Raw genomic sequence first — 15,708 nt, 5'->3', positions numbered from 1 at the left:
TCGACTCATCACTCAAGAAGACCCTGCGATGGAAACGCCTGGCCACCCCGCCCGTTCAGATCACCCAGAACGGATTCCCGCCCATAAGATGCCGGACTACCTGCCTGCTACGGCCCATCGGCCTTTTGGCCACAGCTTGAGCTCACAGGTGCAGGTACAGCTATTCAGGCATCGAACCACCCGGCAGAGTCTGATGATTCCTGCTGTCGCAGAGCCTCTGCTCGTTCTGATCGTTTCAGGGGCTGCCGTCATAGAAGAGCGCATTGGGAGCGAAGAGTGGACGGCCACCCCTGTTGCGGCGGGGGACTTTTTCCTGACAACGTCGCCCCTCCCCTATGAAATGCGATGGCAGGCAGAAAGCGATGAGGGCTTTGAAGTGATGCATGTCTATCTCAGTCAGCATCTGCTGGATCTTGCAGCGCGGGATATCGTTTCGGGTCCAGACAGCGTCCAGCAGCTACGAGAGGTCTCCGGCGAACGAGATCCCGAAGTGACGAGGCTGATGAGCGCCCTCTATCACGAAGTGACGTCGAGCCTGCAAGCCAGCTCGCTGTATCTACAAGGCGTCGGCCAGGCGCTGGCCGTGCATCTGGCCCGACGCTATGGCGAAGGCGGCGAACCCTCCAGACATGTCAACGCCCTGCCGGCCTACAAACTCCATAAGGCCATTACGACCCTGCAAACAGAGATGGGCAGTGCATTCAGCCTGGACAGACTGGCATCTGAAGCAGGCATGAGCGTTTCGCACTTCAGTCGCCTGTTCAAGAAAGCGACAGGACAGAGCCCATCCCAGTACTTTATTCATCTGCGCATGGAAGCGGCGCGTGAGCTGCTTCTGGAATCCGATCTCAGCATCCTGAATATCGCCCTTGAAGTCGGCTATGGCAGTCCGAGTTATTTCGCTCATTTATTCAGACGCCATACCGGCATAACGCCGCGCGAATATCGTCATCGGGGCTAGGTTCAGCTGCACGGATATGGGGGGCCTGGACCCAGCCTCTATTTTGATCCAAGCCCAGGCCAATCCCCTGTCAGGAACGGTGATTCTGAGCTCATCGCTCAAGCGCTCGGCGGGCAGTCCGCACGAGCGGGCTAGGGCCATGAACTGTTCACCTCGTTCAACCGTCGGCCAATCGCCTAGGAGCACGGTTTCAGCGGAACTCGAAGAACATGTTGCCGGCTAACGGCTGAACGGCCGATGTCGCCTGTTTGTCCTGAGTCTGGCATGAGCGGTAGGCCTCTAACGCGGCCAATGCGATCGCCTGGTCAGTGTCCGCACTGCCGCTGCTGATGCCGATCGCTCCCCGTAACACACCCTCGGATTGAATGGTGATCCCGCCGGCTTCCACCTTCAGCGAGCCAACGACATCGCCCTCCCAGCCCACGGGTATCTCACCACCATGCGCCTCGCCCTCTGGCGCTTCGTGGCCTGCGGGCAGCGCACCGCCCGAAGCCCGATGAAGCATCAGGCAGAGCCCCACGGCTAATGCGTTGAGCGCTGTGTGGTGTGATTCCTCGACCCGACTCCCGAGCGCACCGTCCATGCGTGCCTGGACAATCATCTGTCCGCGCATGTCGACGACCGAAATACAGCACAGACAGGCCAGTCGATAGGCTTCGGTTTCAGCCGCAAAGATAATCTGCCGTGCAGCGGCCAAGGTCAGGGTGTTCTGCGTCAGCATTCAAAATCCTCGGTGAGTGAGCGGCGCCAGAGGTGGGTGCGTCCTTGCCCCCGTATGACTCCAGGGACGGCTGCGGAGCCAATTCGACGACGAGAAGTCACCGCCTGGAACTCACCCCGTGGGGTTTGAAACGCAGGACGAGACAGAACAAATGCGAGCTGGGACTCGTAGTCAAGGAGGGTAATGCCGCGGCCGCGCTTGCAGCGCATGAAAGAGCTGGCATGTAACACTGAGTTAACCGTTGGCATAGTTACAATTAAAAATATTCTGTAACAGCGCATCAGGGAACGGTACTGATATTTCTGTACCTCCACCGTTCATTTTTGTAAGGGGTAAGTGGCTGCGTATCGCGAGACTTGTGATCCTGCAAAACACAGCCACGTATGTCGCTGTCCTGATCAACTTAATGCGAACTCAGGCCCTGGACGAAGCCCAAACTTCAGACTTCGCCATTACCCGAGTGCGGTCCACGTCAGCGCCTGTCAGTTACCCAGAAATTTAACCACCGCCGCATTGAGCCCAGCGGAGCATTCTTCTGGCAACCAGTGCCCACAACCCGGCAAGATTTCGCCTTGGACGTTAGTTGCATATTTTTTTGTCTGGTCTATTTGAAATTGCCCCAACCCATTGCGACCGCCACCGCCGATGGCCAACGTAGGCATGTTCAAGGGCGTCTTCGACAGTTCGGCGTTTTCAGCGATCGATGTGTTCAGAGCACGGTAATACTCGAACGACGCATTCAGCGTTTGGGGCTTGGCATATGACTTGGCGTACAGATCAATCAGCTTCGGCGTGAACGCATCCATGCTGGCTGCGTGCGACTGGATGAACCGCTTGAGGAAGAACTTCTCATGCCCCGCAATCAACGTTTCGGCCATGTGATCGCCTGCAGCGAAGAAGCTGAAATGCCAGACCAGTGACTCCCCTTCAGGGGAGAAGGCCGGGAAATCGTACACGCTCTTGTCGGGAATCGGCGCTTCCATGAACACCAGTTTTTTGATCTGACTTTGATGCGTGACTGCCAACGGATAGGTGTTCCAGATACCGATGTCGTGGGCAACCAGATCAAAAGGCTGGTGGCCGCTTAACTGATCTGCAAGGTCAAACAGGTATTTCGAGACTGCAGTGCCGCTGTATCCTGCTTTGGGCGGCTCCGACTCGCCCAGACCCGGTAAATCCACCGCAACGACGGTGTGATTTTTTGCAAGTTCAGGCATCAAGTTGTGCCACTCGTACCAGGCTTGTCCAAAACCATGGACCAGATAAACCATAGGTCCGGTGCCGCCTTTCACATAGTGAAGCTTGACCCCGTCTACGGTTTTGAACTCACTTTTAAATCCCTTCGGGACGGGAAACTCTGCCGCCTGGGCCAAATAGGGCGTGGCCATTGCCATCGCGGCTGTTGCGAGAGCCCATATGAAGCGCTTTTTCATATCATGTATCCCTTGGACATGGGTGCGGGACGCTTGGATCTATTTCCGGTGTCGCCTGCGGGTTGTCGTTAATGTTCTGGGCCTTGAACAGACCACATAGATAACGATCGATACATTAATAGAGCAGTCCCCCACTCGTCAACGATGTTCCTGCCCATTGATATTCAAGCAGTCCAAAAAAAAAGATGGAACTTTCTATAGTGAATCCACGCGCCTTCGAACGAACAACCTGGCACTCGATCGGCCAGTGACCGGTGTTCAAATATGTACGCTGACCGTACATATTTGTGGGACTCAAACCTGTTATTCCGTTGTTTGGACTGGAGCGTGAATGCCCTTATAAAGATGAGCGTCGAATATCCGATCAAATATCACTTCGCTCGCGCTTACAGTTGTTAAATGTTCGCCGTCTGTTCTAGGGCGCACCTCGATCCACTCTGATTGGTCAGCAAGCAAATGGAACCAAACGCCTTCCCCTCGCTCGCACATCTCGTCACCTCACACCTCTTGCGCAACCGCAGCACTGAGAGGGCATCACAGCCTTCGCTTGCGTAATCGTCGGATCCTATGTATTTTTTGATCGATCACTAAATAAATAGGCTTTGAGAATGACGACTGCTTTCTTTGCCGGTTTTTCCACAGAATTTATCCAGACCAGCCGTGGGCGCTTCCACATCCGCCGCAGCGGTAGCGGTCAGCCGCTGCTCCTGATACACGGATTTCCTCAGTCCCATGCCTGTTGGAGCGAAGTCGCACCTGATCTGGCGCAAACCCGAGAGGTCATCTGCATCGATCTGCTCGGCTATGGCTATTCGGATTGCCCTCCCGGGGATGCATTGCACTTGCGCTATTCCAAACAGCAAATGGCTCTGGATTGCCTGGCCGTGCTGGATAAATTAGGCATTGAAAGCTTCTGCGTCGCGGGTCACGATCGCGGTGCCTTTGTCGCGTGCCGCTTGGCGCTTATCGCGCCTGAGCGCGTCACGAGCCTGGTGGTGATGGACAATCTGCCCACATTCGTTTTGTGGAATCGAATCCACAAGGACGCGAGTTTCATTCCACATTGGAGAGAAATGGCCACGCCTGCGAGTGAGTCGATGCTGACTGGAGCGTGGATGGAGGCCCTGATGCGCGACCATACTGCGAGTCGTCGTCTGGACTGTTTTGCGCCCCAGGCGATGGAGCAATATCGCGAATCCTGGAGGAACCCCAATCGGATACACGGCTTCGCAGAAGATTACCGTGCAGGCGCCGGCCCGGACGTCGCGTTGGACAAGAAGGATTTCGAGGCGGGCACACGAATTCTGATGCCCACCCTGATCATTTGGGGACAGGCGTTCTTGGGCCAGGCGCCGGAGTCTCCGCTGGACACATGGCGCCGCACCCTCACTCCCGAGGCCGTGGGTGTGGAGGTTCCCGGTGGTCACTTCAACGCCGAAGAAGCGCCGCACGAAACAGTGGCCGCCCTGAATGCGTTTCTGCGCTGAAGCCGAGGGATACCGTCATGGCAAATTCGTCATCAGAAAAAGACACAAAACCGCCCGCCAAACGCGGCCGACCGCGCCACTTCGACCGTGGGCAGGTTCTCGCTCAAGCCATGCAGGTGTTTTGGCTGAGCGGCTTTCAAGGCAGTTCCATTCACGAGCTGTCGCAGTCAATGGGCCTGGCCCCCGCGAGTCTGTATGCCGCGTTCGGAAGTAAAGAAGCGCTGTTTGAAGAGGCTGTCTCGCTGTATCTGGCAACCGAAGCAGAAAAACCCTGGCAAGTCTTCGAAGAAGCCCCCCGAATCCGCGACGGTGTGCATTCACTGCTTGTCGAGACTGTGCACGTCCTCACTCACTCAGGGCGTCCCCGAGGCTGTCTGCTGGTATTGGGCGACAAAGGGATGTCGCCCTCGCCAGACAGTGTTCGAGACGTCATGCGCAAGCAACGGGACTTGAAGCGAGAACTGTTGTCGGCGCGACTCCAGCGTGCACTCGCCGAAGGAGAGATCATCGCCGCCACCGACGTGGACGCTTTGGCCGCTTCGGTATTCATTTTCATGAGTGGCCTGTCCATTGAAACAGCCGATGGTGCTCCTAAAACGAGGCTGTTAAGCGCCATCAGCGAGTTCATGTCGCAATGGCCAGCAGCGGATTGACGACCCATGAACCCGTTGATGGGTGTATGTCAGCGGGTCTGCGTCCAGAGAAATAGAGGCCCCTGAAGAGCGAAACAGTGCCGCCCCATCGTTCGAAAAATCAGCACGAGATAGACCGGCGTGGGGAGCCATCCTCCCCCCAAAAAGGCGACAAACAGTTTGCGAAATGCCGATAAGTCGCGACGTCAACGTGTGCGGACCTGCTTCGGTAAATAGGACTTTGCCGTTCTCGATAGCCCCAGGGCTAAGCCGACGTACCATGCAGCGTTTTTAGGTCGCGGATATCTTTCGCAGGCGGCGCACCAAACATCCGACCGTATTCTCGCGTGAACTGAGGGACACTTTCGTACCCTACTTCATGGGCGGCTCTGGCAATAGGAACGCCCTCCAGAAGCCTGCGCCTCGCCTCGATCAGTCTCAGTTGTTTTTGATATTGCAGCGGAGTCAGCGACGTCACTGTCCGGAAATGGGCGTGGAAACCTGAAAGGCTCATCCCGGCTGTCTCGGCCAGCTGCTCCATTCGTAGCGGCTGGGCAAATTCATCCCGAATCCTGGCGATTGCCCGGCCGATTCTTTGGGCGTGGCTGCTGGCAATCCCAAGCGCACGGATCGCTCCGCCATGCCGTCCGGACAGGAGCCAGTAATGAAGCTCCCTGAGCAATTGGTTTTTTAATATGTCGACTGCGTGAGGTCGGTCGAGCAAACGAAGCAAGCGCAGGACCGCGTCTGTCACCTGTTTTTCCGTGGACTCCACCCGCACAGGCTCACCCACGGTGAACGGGGCGGTGCCCATCTCGACGACCAACGACTCGATCAATGCGTGATCGAACTCCACGACAAATGCCAAATACGGCTCGTTCCGGGAAGCCACAGTGATCTGACTGACCGTGGGTACATCGGCGGTAATGATCAATGATTCGCCGGCACCGAATTCAAAGATGTTGTCGCCCATCGAGACGCGCTTTCTGCCCTGAAGCACTAACGCTACCAATGGCTTGGAGACCGCGTAAAGCAGCTCGGTCGGCAGTGTCTCGCGAAGAATCACCAGGCCAGGGAAAGGGGTCGCTGCAATACCGCCTCTATGATGAGCGTCAGCGTAGCGACTCACCACCTTCAGCAGATCGTTCATACGTCATCTACCCCCCTGCACCCTGTATCGGCCTATTGCACTGTTCAACGCCCACTGGTGCAAGCCGATTGGATAATCCAGCAAACAATCTGGAGGAATAGGCAACGTCAGCATGACCTCCCCGCCAAAAACTGAGTCTGGATGACGTATCACCCTTCTCCTTTGGATTAATAGGCAATGAAAGTAGCCGATCGCGCAACCTGCAACGCCAGTAAGACGTCATCGTAAACACTCATTCAGCGCCACTTGCCAGGAGTAAAACGATGACCACTGTTTCGATCGTAACGGGTGCCAGCCGTGGGCTTGGCCGTAATACAGCACTGAGCATCGCTCGCCAGGGGGGCGATGTGATCGTCACCTATCGCAGTGGAAAAGAGGCTGCGGAGAACGTCGTGGCCGACATTCAAGCGCTGGGTCGTAAAGCTGTTGCGTTGCAACTGGATACCAGCCTGGTGTCGTCCTTCCCCGCGTTCGTGACCGCTGTGCGCGCGGCAGTAAAGCAAACCTGGGGCGTTGATACGATCGACCACCTCATCAACAACGCTGGCCATGGCGAAATGGCGGACTTTGCCACTACCACAGAAGCGCAGTTCGATGCGCTGTTTGATGTGCACGTCAAAGGGGTGTTTTTCCTGACACAGTCGCTTCTGCCGATCCTGGCCGATGGCGGGCGCATCATCAACCTGTCTTCCGGTTTGACCCGTGTGTCCTTCCCGGGCTTCTCGGCCTATTCGGCGGCCAAGGGTGCGGTCGAGACGCTCAGCGTTTACATGGCCAAGGAGTTGGGCAGTCGCGGTATCACCGTCAATACCGTAGCCCCCGGCGCGATCGAGACCGACTTTCTGGGCGGGGCCGTTCGCGACATCCCCGACTACAACACAGCGTTCGCCGGGATGACCGCGCTTGGCCGCGTGGGTCTGCCCGACGACATCGGGCCAATGATCGCCAGCCTCTTGAGCCCGAGCAATCGCTGGGTCACCGGTCAGCGCATTGAAGTCTCGGGTGGCCAGTCGATTTGACTGATCGACGATGGATTCCGCTCAGGCGTAATCCATCGTCTTCTGTCACCCAAATCACGAATTCATGATGCCTGAATGGATCATCCATTCCCCTTCGGGGACGTTCGATGCGACCGCGCGTCAACAGTTTGCCAGTGGCGCGCTACCGCTGAGCGTTCACCTCTGCCTTTGTGACAGGCCATGTGGATGCCGCAATCCGTGTGAAATTATTGCCGTAGATGGCTTCAATGTCTGACCTTGAGTACCCCATCCGCTCCAGCATGTGGCGAACATGGCAAAGCGTCTCGGGCTGCAACTGGGTATGGCCGTTCATCTGGCCATAATGCTCGCTTGGCCACCAATCCTCCTCGGCTACGCCTTGCGGCAGATCTTTGTTGTCCGGGTATAGCTCTGTGTCTAAGCCGATACCTATGTGGCGGGTTCCAATACGCTCGGCCAAGTAGTCGATTTGCCGGACGTAGGCATCTACCGAAGCCAGGGGATCGCCCAGAAATATGCCCAAACCGGTGAGGCCTATCACGCCACCTTGTGCGGCACAGGCGAGGATCTGGTCGTCATCGATCGTCCGCGGATGGTTGAAAAGAGCCTTCACGTTCGTATGGGAAAAGATCGCAGGCTTCTCTGAAATCTCCATGATTTCAAGACTTGAACGTTTGCTGGCATGCGAACAATCAACCACGATCCCCGCCGCGTTGATCGCGCGTACGACATCGCGTCCCAACGGCGTCAATCCCGCTTCCTTTCCATGACACCCGCCGGCGCACCTGTTGTCGCGGTTGTAAGCCAGCAGCATCTGGCGAACGCCCAGGCTTGCAAATAGCGCGACCATTGCGGGGTCCTGGAGCAGCATGTTCGAGCCCTCCAGATCAAAAGAGACCGCAAGTTTCTGCTGCATCCGCGCCTGGTACAGGTCGGCCATTGTGGCCACGAGCATGTACTCTTCTTCGTGTTCGGCCAGCCAGCTTCTGAAATTGGCGATCACCCGGATCACCGTTTCAAAAGGCGTCATGTCCATGCCGACATTGATCGACACATGGTGAAAGCCCGCATCACGATACCTCGTCAAGCTGGACATATCTTGCCCGGGGATCAACGGCAAGCAGGCATGCGCCTCCCATTGGATGGCCGAGGTGGCGGTCATTTCTGCTTGATTCATACTGAAGGTCCCCTCCGCGTCGAGCATCTACATTAGTGTCTTGAACACGCTGTCACAGCACATTTGGCGATCTGGGTATCCTGGACACCCAGGCCTGTCAGGTCTGCGATGGTAATCTGTCGGTCGTTCAGCCGTCCTCGCCGTTCGCCACTCAACACACTACCGAGGGCGACGAGATTGGTTTCCTCGATAAGGCGCGAAGCCATCGCCCGCGCAATTTCACCGAACTTGATGCATTGATCCGCCGAGTCCACGACGATGACATCCGCGCGAGCGACCAGCTGTACATCCAGTTCCTGTTTACCGTAGCCATCGGCTCCCAGCGCCGTGATATGCGTGCCCGGTCTGACCCAGTCACTCATGATGATCGCCTCGCGTGAAGCGGTGGCTGTGACAATCAGATTGGCGTTCATGGCAACGACGGCAGCGTCTTCAGTCGTGGTGACCTTGAAACCCAAGGTTTCCGCAAACTCACGATAACCCTTCAAACGCTGCGGATCGCGTCCAAAAACGGTGACGGATCGACACTCGGTGACGGGCATCAGATGTTCCAACTGCATGCGTGCCTGGGTGCCGGTTCCGACTATACCGATGCCGGTCACATGGGTTGGCGCCATCGCTCTCGCCACAATTTGCCCAGCGAGGGCGGTACGCATCGACGTCAGCCTGCATCAATTTCGACACCACCGTCATGAGCGGGATGGCCGACATGGCCGCATCGTTCCTGGGGCTGGAAACGATGGTTGAAAAGCCTCATGCCCTGTTTGCCTCCGACTTTCAGGAGACGGCAAATGCGGTCATGGATAAGTTTTTGAGTGCGCGAAACGTGACCCTGGCATCGTTGACGTCCCAAGAGAGGGTCGCATTGATCGGGGAGATGGATGACGCCGGCGTATTCGCGATCCGGAACTCAATGAATTATGTGTGTGAGCTTTTATCCGTATCGCGCGCCACTGTTTACAAGTACCTGAGACGCACGCGATCTGCTCTCTCGGATTGAACGGACAGCGGGCAGGCCAATATCGCCAATGGACGTGCAACCGCCCTAGGCATGAGCCTGCCATGAAGGACAGAGAAACACCGTCCGGCAGGCGTGGTGCCGGACGATGGCAGGGTCCAGCGTCAGTACTTATAGCCAAATCCGACGGCCAGCATGTGCAACTCGCCGCCCGCTTCCGTGCCTTCGCTGGGACCGGTGCCCTTGGTGATGTGACGCAGGTCGTACATGTATGAACCGCTCACCTCCAGGTTTTTTGAGACCGTATAGGTCAAGCCCGTGGTGACGCTTTTGGGTTGATTGCAGGGGCAGATGGCGATCAGGGTTGCCTCGTCGTTCGGCACCTGGTGATTGGCCAGCGACACACCCGCGCGAACCTGCAAGCGCTCATTGACCTTGTAATTGGCCCCAAAGCGAAAGACGTTCTGGTTCTGCCAGCCAAAGCCCGGCCCATGACCGGAGCCGGGCGCCCCGCCTTCAACCAGTGAGTTGTTGAAGGTCTTCTGACTCGCCCAATTAAGCCAGACGTAATCGAAGGCGAAGGTCCAGTCACCCCAGTCGTAGGCCAACCCCGCCCCCGCCTGCTGCGGCGCGTTCAGTTGCCCATTGGGAATGATGTCGTCATGGGCATCCAGCTTCTGGAACCACACCGGCGAGGAATAGGTCAGGCCCAGCCTCAGGTTCGGCGCAACGGTGCCCAGGTAGCCGATGCCGAAGCCAATCCCCAACGCATGATCGGTGTCATTGCTGGCGCCGAAGTTTTCCAGACCGTGAAGCATCAGGCTTTCATAGCCCAGCTTGACCGAAAAGCCGAGGTAGTGCCCAGGCGCGAACTGGTAGGTCGCGGTCGGCGAGAGGATCAATTGGGCGAGTTCCGATTTGACCTTGGACGTCCCGAACGCGGGAATCGGTTTGCCGTAATCCACGCCCGCGCCATACCCGGCGGCCGTGATACCCAATGTCACATCGGGGGAATATTGATAGTTGGCGCCGAACCCCGGCAGCAACAGGAAGATGTCATCGCTGTTCTTCGCGCCATGAACGTTGGACCGTAATTGCCCCACGGTGGCCATCACGTTTCCGTCCACCCGTGAACCGACCGCACCCATACCGGCCGGGTTGTTCACCGCCGCTGTCGCGTCCACCGGGTTGGCGATGGAGGCACCCCCCATCCCCATGGCAGTAACCCCATAACCTGCATATTGGTCGCCGTTGGCCGCTTGCGCCCCGACCGATATCACCACAGTCCCCGCAAGGATGACTCCCAGCACCTGTTTCATGACCCTGATTCCTTATATTTATTGTTGGCAGGTCAATGCCTACGGCTTTGCGTCGGGCAAGCCGAGCCCGCAACGCCGGCTGGGTAGCCGACGCCGTTAGACACGATCAATGCGTTTCAGAAACGGGGCAGCCTGCCCGCCCCGCTGCACAGGCGGGGGTTACGGGCGACCGTCGCCACGGCCCACGGCCACGCGGGTGGTGAAAATCGAGGTTTCCACGTCCAGCGCCACCATGGCCGCGAAAATATTCGGATGCTCGCCTTTGAGCCGAGTGCCGGTCATGTACAGCGTCTTGCCGTCTTCGCCGCCCAGCGCGACGGACACCACTTCGTGGCCTGGAATGTGGACCCGATCGGTGATGTTGCCTTGAGCATCGATGCGCGCGAACTGGTGCGAACGCAGCACCGCCAGCCAGATGCCGCCCTCGGCGTCGATGGCGATGCCGTCCACACAGCCCAGGTTGCCGGCACGGTCTTCATCGGTCGGGAAGGCTTTCTTCATGTCGAGGAAAACGCGACGGTTCACCAACTTGCCCTCGACGATGTCCACGATCGACAGCTGCTCGATGAACGTTTCGGAAAAGATGATGTGCTTCTTGTCCGGCGTGATGACGATGCCGTTGGGGAAATGGCAGTCTTCGAGCCCTACGTGCACGTCCTTGCCGCCGGGCTCGACGATCACAATGCGACCCGGTTTCAGGCCTTCGCCTTCAAATACGCGGGCGCCCACATCGTCGACGTAGATGCGGTCGTTCTCGTCGATCACCATGTCGCCGATATAGCCCGTGAACAGGCTGGACAGGTCGGCATACAGCTCAAGGTTCTCACCCAACGGCTTGCCCGGAAGGTAGCGGTACAGCTTGGTTTCGTGCATCGAACTGAGAATCAGCGTGCCATCGGACAGAAAACCCATGCCGTTCGGCTTGTGCGGCATGTCGGCGATGACGGTCTTGTTGCCGTTGGCATCGACGGTGTAAACCTTTTTGCCCAGCATGTCGGAGACGTAAAGCTTGCCGTCCCGCCAACGGGTGCCCTCACCAAAGATCAGGCCGTCGGTGAGTTTCTCTACCACGTATTTTTGTTGTTGTGAGGACATGTTGCTTACCACCTTTGTTGTTAGAGAGTTTTGTCAGGTTCACCGTGCAGGTCCACGGTGTGGTTCACGCACGCAATATTCCATGTTCAAGCCCGCGACCCTTTGAAGGTCAGAGAATCTCGAACAGCCCCGCCGCCCCCATGCCGCCGCCCACGCACATCGACACCACGGCATAACGCGCTTTGCGACGTCGTCCTTCGAGCAACACGTGCCCGACCTGACGCGCACCAGTCATGCCGTAGGGGTGCCCGATGGCAATGGCGCCGCCGTTGACGTTGCAGCGTTCAGGGTCGATGCCCAGTTGCTGTTGGCAATACAGCGCCTGGCAGGCGAACGCTTCGTTGAGCTCCCACAGATCGATGTCCTGGACGCGCAACCCGTGCTGCTTGAGCAGTCTGGGGATCGCGAAGATCGGCCCGATGCCCATTTCTTCCGGCGCCAGCCCGGCCACGGCGATGCCGCGATACAGGCCCAGCGGCGTAGCACCCTCTTGGGTCGCGCGTCGGCTGTCCATCAGCACGCAGGCGCTGGCACCGTCCGACAGTTGGCTGGCGTTGCCGGCCGTGACACTGCCGCCGTCGATGACGGGCGAGAGCCGGGCCAGGCTGTCGAGCGTGGTGTCGGCGCGGTTGCCCTCATCGCGTTCCAGCTGCACCGATTCGTAACGCACCGCACCGGATTGCTTGTCGACGATGCGGCGCTCGGCGGTGATCGGCACGATTTCGTCCAACAGCAGACCGTTTGCCTGCGCGCGAGCAGTCCGCTGCTGCGAACTCAGAGCAAACGCGTCTTGCGCTTCACGGGAAATCCCGTATTTGCGGGCCACGTTTTCGGCGGTCTGCAACATCGGCATGTAGGCATGGGGGACGGCCTGCTGCACATTGCTGTCCGCCTCACGAGCGACCCACTGAAAATAGGTGTCCTGAACGGCGGAGATGTTCTCCTGGCCCCCTGCCGCCACCACGTCCATGCCGTCATGCAGGATCTGCTTGGCCGCCGTGGCGATGGCCATCAGGCCGGAGGAGCACTGACGGTCGAGGGTCATCCCGCTCACCGACACGGGCAGCCCCGCCGCGAACACCGCGTTGCGCGCCAGGTTCGAGCCGGCCGTACCCGCAGCCAGCACCGTACCGATTATCACGTCATCGAGCAGCGCAGGATCGACACCCGCACGCTCCACGGCATGCCGCAGCGCATGGGCCATCAGCGTCGGTGATTTGATGTGATTGAGCGAGCCGCGCATGGCCTTGCCGATCGGCGAGCGCGCGGTTGAAACGATCAGGGCTTCACGCATGGCCCTCTCCCGGCGTGCGTCGATGTTCGGCGAGCACCGCTTTCAGCGCGTCAGGGAGCGGCAGACTGGTCATCTGTGGCGTGACGCAAATCGGTGAAAACACCCCCTCGAACGCCATCGTGCCTTCCGGCAAAAACGCCGTGGCGTGCAGATCGAACGTGCGCTCGCGGACCTCACCCACTTCGATGCGAATATCGACAACGGACCCCGGCGGCAGCGCCTTGTGGAAGGTCAGCGCCATGTGTTTGCAGGCGAGCCCGCCGTTGCCGGTTATGGCTTCCGGCCCCCAACCGATATGGCCATAGAAGTGCATGACCGCGCCGATCAGGTAATCCGTGAAGTGACCGGTAAACGCGACACCGGCCGGATCACAGTCGACCCAGCGCACGGTGCGCCGGACCGTGAAGGGCCGCTCGGCGATGACGTATTCGATACCGCCGCTCATGCCGCACTTCCCGCGCGCCCGAGGCGGGCCATCAGCTCAGGGTATTGCTCGCGCAGACGTTCATCGTTGACACGTCCGGTACGGGTCATGAACTGATAGACGAATTCCTCGGGCGTGTACGTGTCCATCCACTCGCCCATTCGTTCGTACCAGAGATAAGAACGCTCGGAGGCGCCGATCAGTTTCTGCTTGCTCGGTCGGTGGCTGTTTTCATAGGCCTTGAGACCGGCCAACGCATCGTCCCTGTGAGCGCGCAAGGCATTGGCCAGCGCGATGGCATCGTTCATCGCGATGCGCGTACCCGACCCGATGGAAAAGTGCGCACTGGCCAGGGCGTCGCCCACCAGCACATGGCGACCAGACGTCCACCGGGCATTACGGATCACCGGGAACTGACGCCAGACCACCCGCGCGTTGCCGCTGATCAGCGGTGCGCCTTCAAGTTCAGGCGCGAAGATCTGCTCCATCAAGGCCTGGCGTTGCTCTTCGGACAAGGCGCCGAGGTTCAGGCGTTGCCAGGTCGCGTCATCGCACTCGGCGACAAAAGTGCTCATCTCATCGCTGTAGGCGTAATAGTGGGCAACGAAATGCCCGCCCTGGTACTTGCGAAACACCAGCGCCGAGGCCTCGAAGACTTTCGGCGTGCCATACCAGGCGAAGTGATTGCCCAAAGTGCTGGAGGTGGTGCCGAACCCCTGCTCGAATTCGCGGCGGATGACCGAATTGATGCCGTCGGCGCCGACCACGACGTCCGCATCCTGCAAGCCGAAACGTGCCAGGTCAGCGCTACTTTCGATGCGCTCGCGGTAATGGATCACCACACCCGCGGCTTCCGCATGCCGTTCCAGAATCTGCAGCAGCGTCAAGCGGGGGATGGCCCCGCCTTTCACCGGCAGGCGGAAACCGATGGCGGTTTCGTCCTGAACGATGACCTGACGCTGGTGCTGACAGGTCGCTTTGGACAGTGCCTCGTACGAGCCGGCATCCGCTTCGCGTAGCTGTTGCAAACCGGTGTCGGCCATGACGACGCCAAAACCGAACGTGGCGTCAGCAGCATTCTGCTCGATGATTTCAACGGTCCATTCCGGCTCGCCACGCTTGAGCAGCAGCGCCAGGTACAGACCGGACGGACCGCCGCCGACGATCGCCACTTTCATGACTGCGCTCCCCGGCTGATCTGCAGCCGATAGCGATCGAATTCAGTGACCTGGCCCACGAACCCACCGGTCAACGCGGCGTTCCACAGGGCGGGAACGAAGCCCAGCTTTTTACGCTCGAACACCAGCGCCTCTTTCGCCGTGATTTTCCAGTAGCCGTTGCTCAGGTGCTCGACGCCGTATTCCGGGTTCTGCTGGGCGGCGTCCACCAACGGCTGAAATTCGGGCGCATCGAGGACAAACAGCACGACTTCATCGGTGCTGTCCGGCGCGATACCGCTGGCCTTGTCCAGCCACACCTGATCGATGCCCACGAACGGCGCTGTACCGGCAAGATGGGCGTCCTCCTGGGCCATCGCCGCTTCCAGCGTGCGGGTGGCATCTTCACCGTCGAGGGCGTTCATCGGACGCTCTTGAATGGTGATCTCCATGTAGTAGCCGTTCGGGTCGTTGAAGTAGATCGACTCGATCAACTCGTGACGGATCTGGAAAATCAACGGGATCTGTTGCGCTTCCAGGCGGTCGCGCCATTCCAGCAATTCTTCGCGGCTGTCGACGCGCCACGCGGTGTGGGTCGCCTCGTAGCGGTAGTCGGCCACCGGCAGGGTGAAGTCTGGCTGCTCGGTGTTGATGTAATAGAAAAACGCGATGGTGCTGTGGTTGCCGCTGTCGAAAAAGAAGTGCAGGAAATCGGGGTGGTTGGAGGGCCCCCAGGCACGTGCCGAGATGGCATGCACCAATGGCAGGCCGAGCTTGTCCCGATAAAACTCCACGGTTTCCCGCAGCTTCCAGGTGGGCCTGGCGCTGTGATGAACGCCTTTGAGAACGGGCTGTTTAACAGTCATGGGAACAACTCCTGTGAACGGCGTCAGGCGACGCCT

The 15,708-nt window shown here is 58.7% G+C and carries 16 protein-coding genes; 5 read left to right on the top strand and 11 right to left on the bottom strand.

Annotated elements, in window-relative coordinates; all coding sequences use genetic code 11:
* The first annotated feature begins 28 nt into the window (after positions 1-28).
* On the top strand, positions 29-961 hold the full coding sequence (locus B3N48_RS08165) for a helix-turn-helix domain-containing protein (RefSeq protein WP_296181896.1): 933 nt from the start codon (positions 29-31) through the stop codon (positions 959-961).
* A 190-nt stretch (positions 962-1,151) separates the two neighbouring features.
* Here the strand turns inward: B3N48_RS08165 and B3N48_RS08160 are convergent, their stop codons facing one another.
* Both B3N48_RS08160 and B3N48_RS08155 read right to left on the bottom strand, forming a co-directional pair.
* Positions 1,152-1,682, bottom strand: coding sequence for a GlcG/HbpS family heme-binding protein (locus B3N48_RS08160; protein WP_296181895.1), 531 nt, complete (start codon positions 1,680-1,682; stop codon positions 1,152-1,154).
* Between the two features lie 482 nt (positions 1,683-2,164).
* Positions 2,165-3,115 (bottom strand): alpha/beta fold hydrolase, encoded by a 951-nt coding sequence (locus tag B3N48_RS08155; RefSeq protein WP_296181894.1) that lies wholly within the window; start codon positions 3,113-3,115, stop codon positions 2,165-2,167.
* 608 nt (positions 3,116-3,723) lie between these two features.
* On the opposite strand from B3N48_RS08155, the gene B3N48_RS08150 reads away from it, so the two are divergent.
* Both B3N48_RS08150 and B3N48_RS08145 read left to right on the top strand, forming a co-directional pair.
* Positions 3,724-4,602, top strand: coding sequence for an alpha/beta fold hydrolase (locus B3N48_RS08150; RefSeq protein ID WP_296181892.1), 879 nt, complete (start codon positions 3,724-3,726; stop codon positions 4,600-4,602).
* A gap of 17 nt (positions 4,603-4,619) precedes the next feature.
* On the top strand, positions 4,620-5,255 hold the full coding sequence (locus B3N48_RS08145; protein WP_296181891.1) for a TetR/AcrR family transcriptional regulator: 636 nt from the start codon (positions 4,620-4,622) through the stop codon (positions 5,253-5,255).
* 244 nt (positions 5,256-5,499) lie between these two features.
* Here B3N48_RS08145 and B3N48_RS08140 read toward each other — a convergent pair whose 3' ends face one another.
* On the bottom strand, positions 5,500-6,384 hold the full coding sequence (locus B3N48_RS08140) for an AraC family transcriptional regulator (RefSeq protein ID WP_296181889.1): 885 nt from the start codon (positions 6,382-6,384) through the stop codon (positions 5,500-5,502).
* A gap of 263 nt (positions 6,385-6,647) precedes the next feature.
* On the opposite strand from B3N48_RS08140, the gene B3N48_RS08135 reads away from it, so the two are divergent.
* On the top strand, positions 6,648-7,403 hold the full coding sequence (locus tag B3N48_RS08135) for an SDR family NAD(P)-dependent oxidoreductase (protein ID WP_296181886.1): 756 nt from the start codon (positions 6,648-6,650) through the stop codon (positions 7,401-7,403).
* Between the two features lie 142 nt (positions 7,404-7,545).
* On the opposite strand, the gene B3N48_RS08130 is transcribed toward B3N48_RS08135, so the two are convergent.
* On the bottom strand, positions 7,546-8,559 hold the full coding sequence (locus B3N48_RS08130; protein ID WP_296181884.1) for a membrane dipeptidase: 1,014 nt from the start codon (positions 8,557-8,559) through the stop codon (positions 7,546-7,548).
* A 32-nt stretch (positions 8,560-8,591) separates the two neighbouring features.
* The gene (locus B3N48_RS08125; protein WP_296181881.1) at positions 8,592-9,215 is read right to left on the bottom strand and encodes a hypothetical protein; all 624 of its coding nucleotides are present in this window, start codon (positions 9,213-9,215) and stop codon (positions 8,592-8,594) included.
* Positions 9,216-9,268: 53 nt separating this feature from the next.
* Here B3N48_RS08125 and B3N48_RS08120 point away from each other — a divergent pair, with 53 nt between their 5' ends.
* Positions 9,269-9,559, top strand: coding sequence for a helix-turn-helix domain-containing protein (locus B3N48_RS08120; RefSeq protein ID WP_296181878.1), 291 nt, complete (start codon positions 9,269-9,271; stop codon positions 9,557-9,559).
* 122 nt (positions 9,560-9,681) lie between these two features.
* On the opposite strand, the gene B3N48_RS08115 is transcribed toward B3N48_RS08120, so the two are convergent.
* The 6 genes from B3N48_RS08115 to B3N48_RS08090 form a co-directional block, all read right to left on the bottom strand.
* The gene (locus tag B3N48_RS08115; protein WP_296181875.1) at positions 9,682-10,836 is read right to left on the bottom strand and encodes an OmpP1/FadL family transporter; all 1,155 of its coding nucleotides are present in this window, start codon (positions 10,834-10,836) and stop codon (positions 9,682-9,684) included.
* 159 nt (positions 10,837-10,995) lie between these two features.
* On the bottom strand, positions 10,996-11,931 hold the full coding sequence (locus tag B3N48_RS08110) for an SMP-30/gluconolactonase/LRE family protein (RefSeq protein WP_296181872.1): 936 nt from the start codon (positions 11,929-11,931) through the stop codon (positions 10,996-10,998).
* 109 nt (positions 11,932-12,040) lie between these two features.
* Entirely contained in the window at positions 12,041-13,225 is a 1,185-nt protein-coding gene (locus tag B3N48_RS08105) for an acetyl-CoA C-acyltransferase (protein WP_296181870.1), read from the bottom strand.
* Positions 13,218-13,670: an acyl-CoA thioesterase gene (locus B3N48_RS08100; RefSeq protein ID WP_296181867.1), complete on the bottom strand. Its 453-nt coding sequence runs from the start codon at positions 13,668-13,670 to the stop codon at positions 13,218-13,220. The genes B3N48_RS08105 and B3N48_RS08100 overlap by 8 nt, the downstream gene beginning before the upstream one ends.
* Positions 13,667-14,827: an FAD-dependent monooxygenase gene (locus tag B3N48_RS08095; RefSeq protein WP_296181865.1), complete on the bottom strand. Its 1,161-nt coding sequence runs from the start codon at positions 14,825-14,827 to the stop codon at positions 13,667-13,669. Before B3N48_RS08095 ends, B3N48_RS08100 begins: the two co-directional genes overlap by 4 nt.
* Positions 14,824-15,672, bottom strand: a complete 849-nt coding sequence (locus B3N48_RS08090) for a VOC family protein (protein WP_296181864.1) — start codon at positions 15,670-15,672, stop codon at positions 14,824-14,826. Before B3N48_RS08090 ends, B3N48_RS08095 begins: the two co-directional genes overlap by 4 nt.
* Positions 15,673-15,708: the final 36 nt, after the last annotated feature.

It is taken from the genome of Pseudomonas sp. UBA1879 (assembly GCF_002338065.1).
Classification (GTDB): Bacteria; Pseudomonadota; Gammaproteobacteria; order Pseudomonadales; family Pseudomonadaceae; genus Aquipseudomonas.
This window is presented reverse-complemented; position numbering and strand designations above follow the sequence as displayed.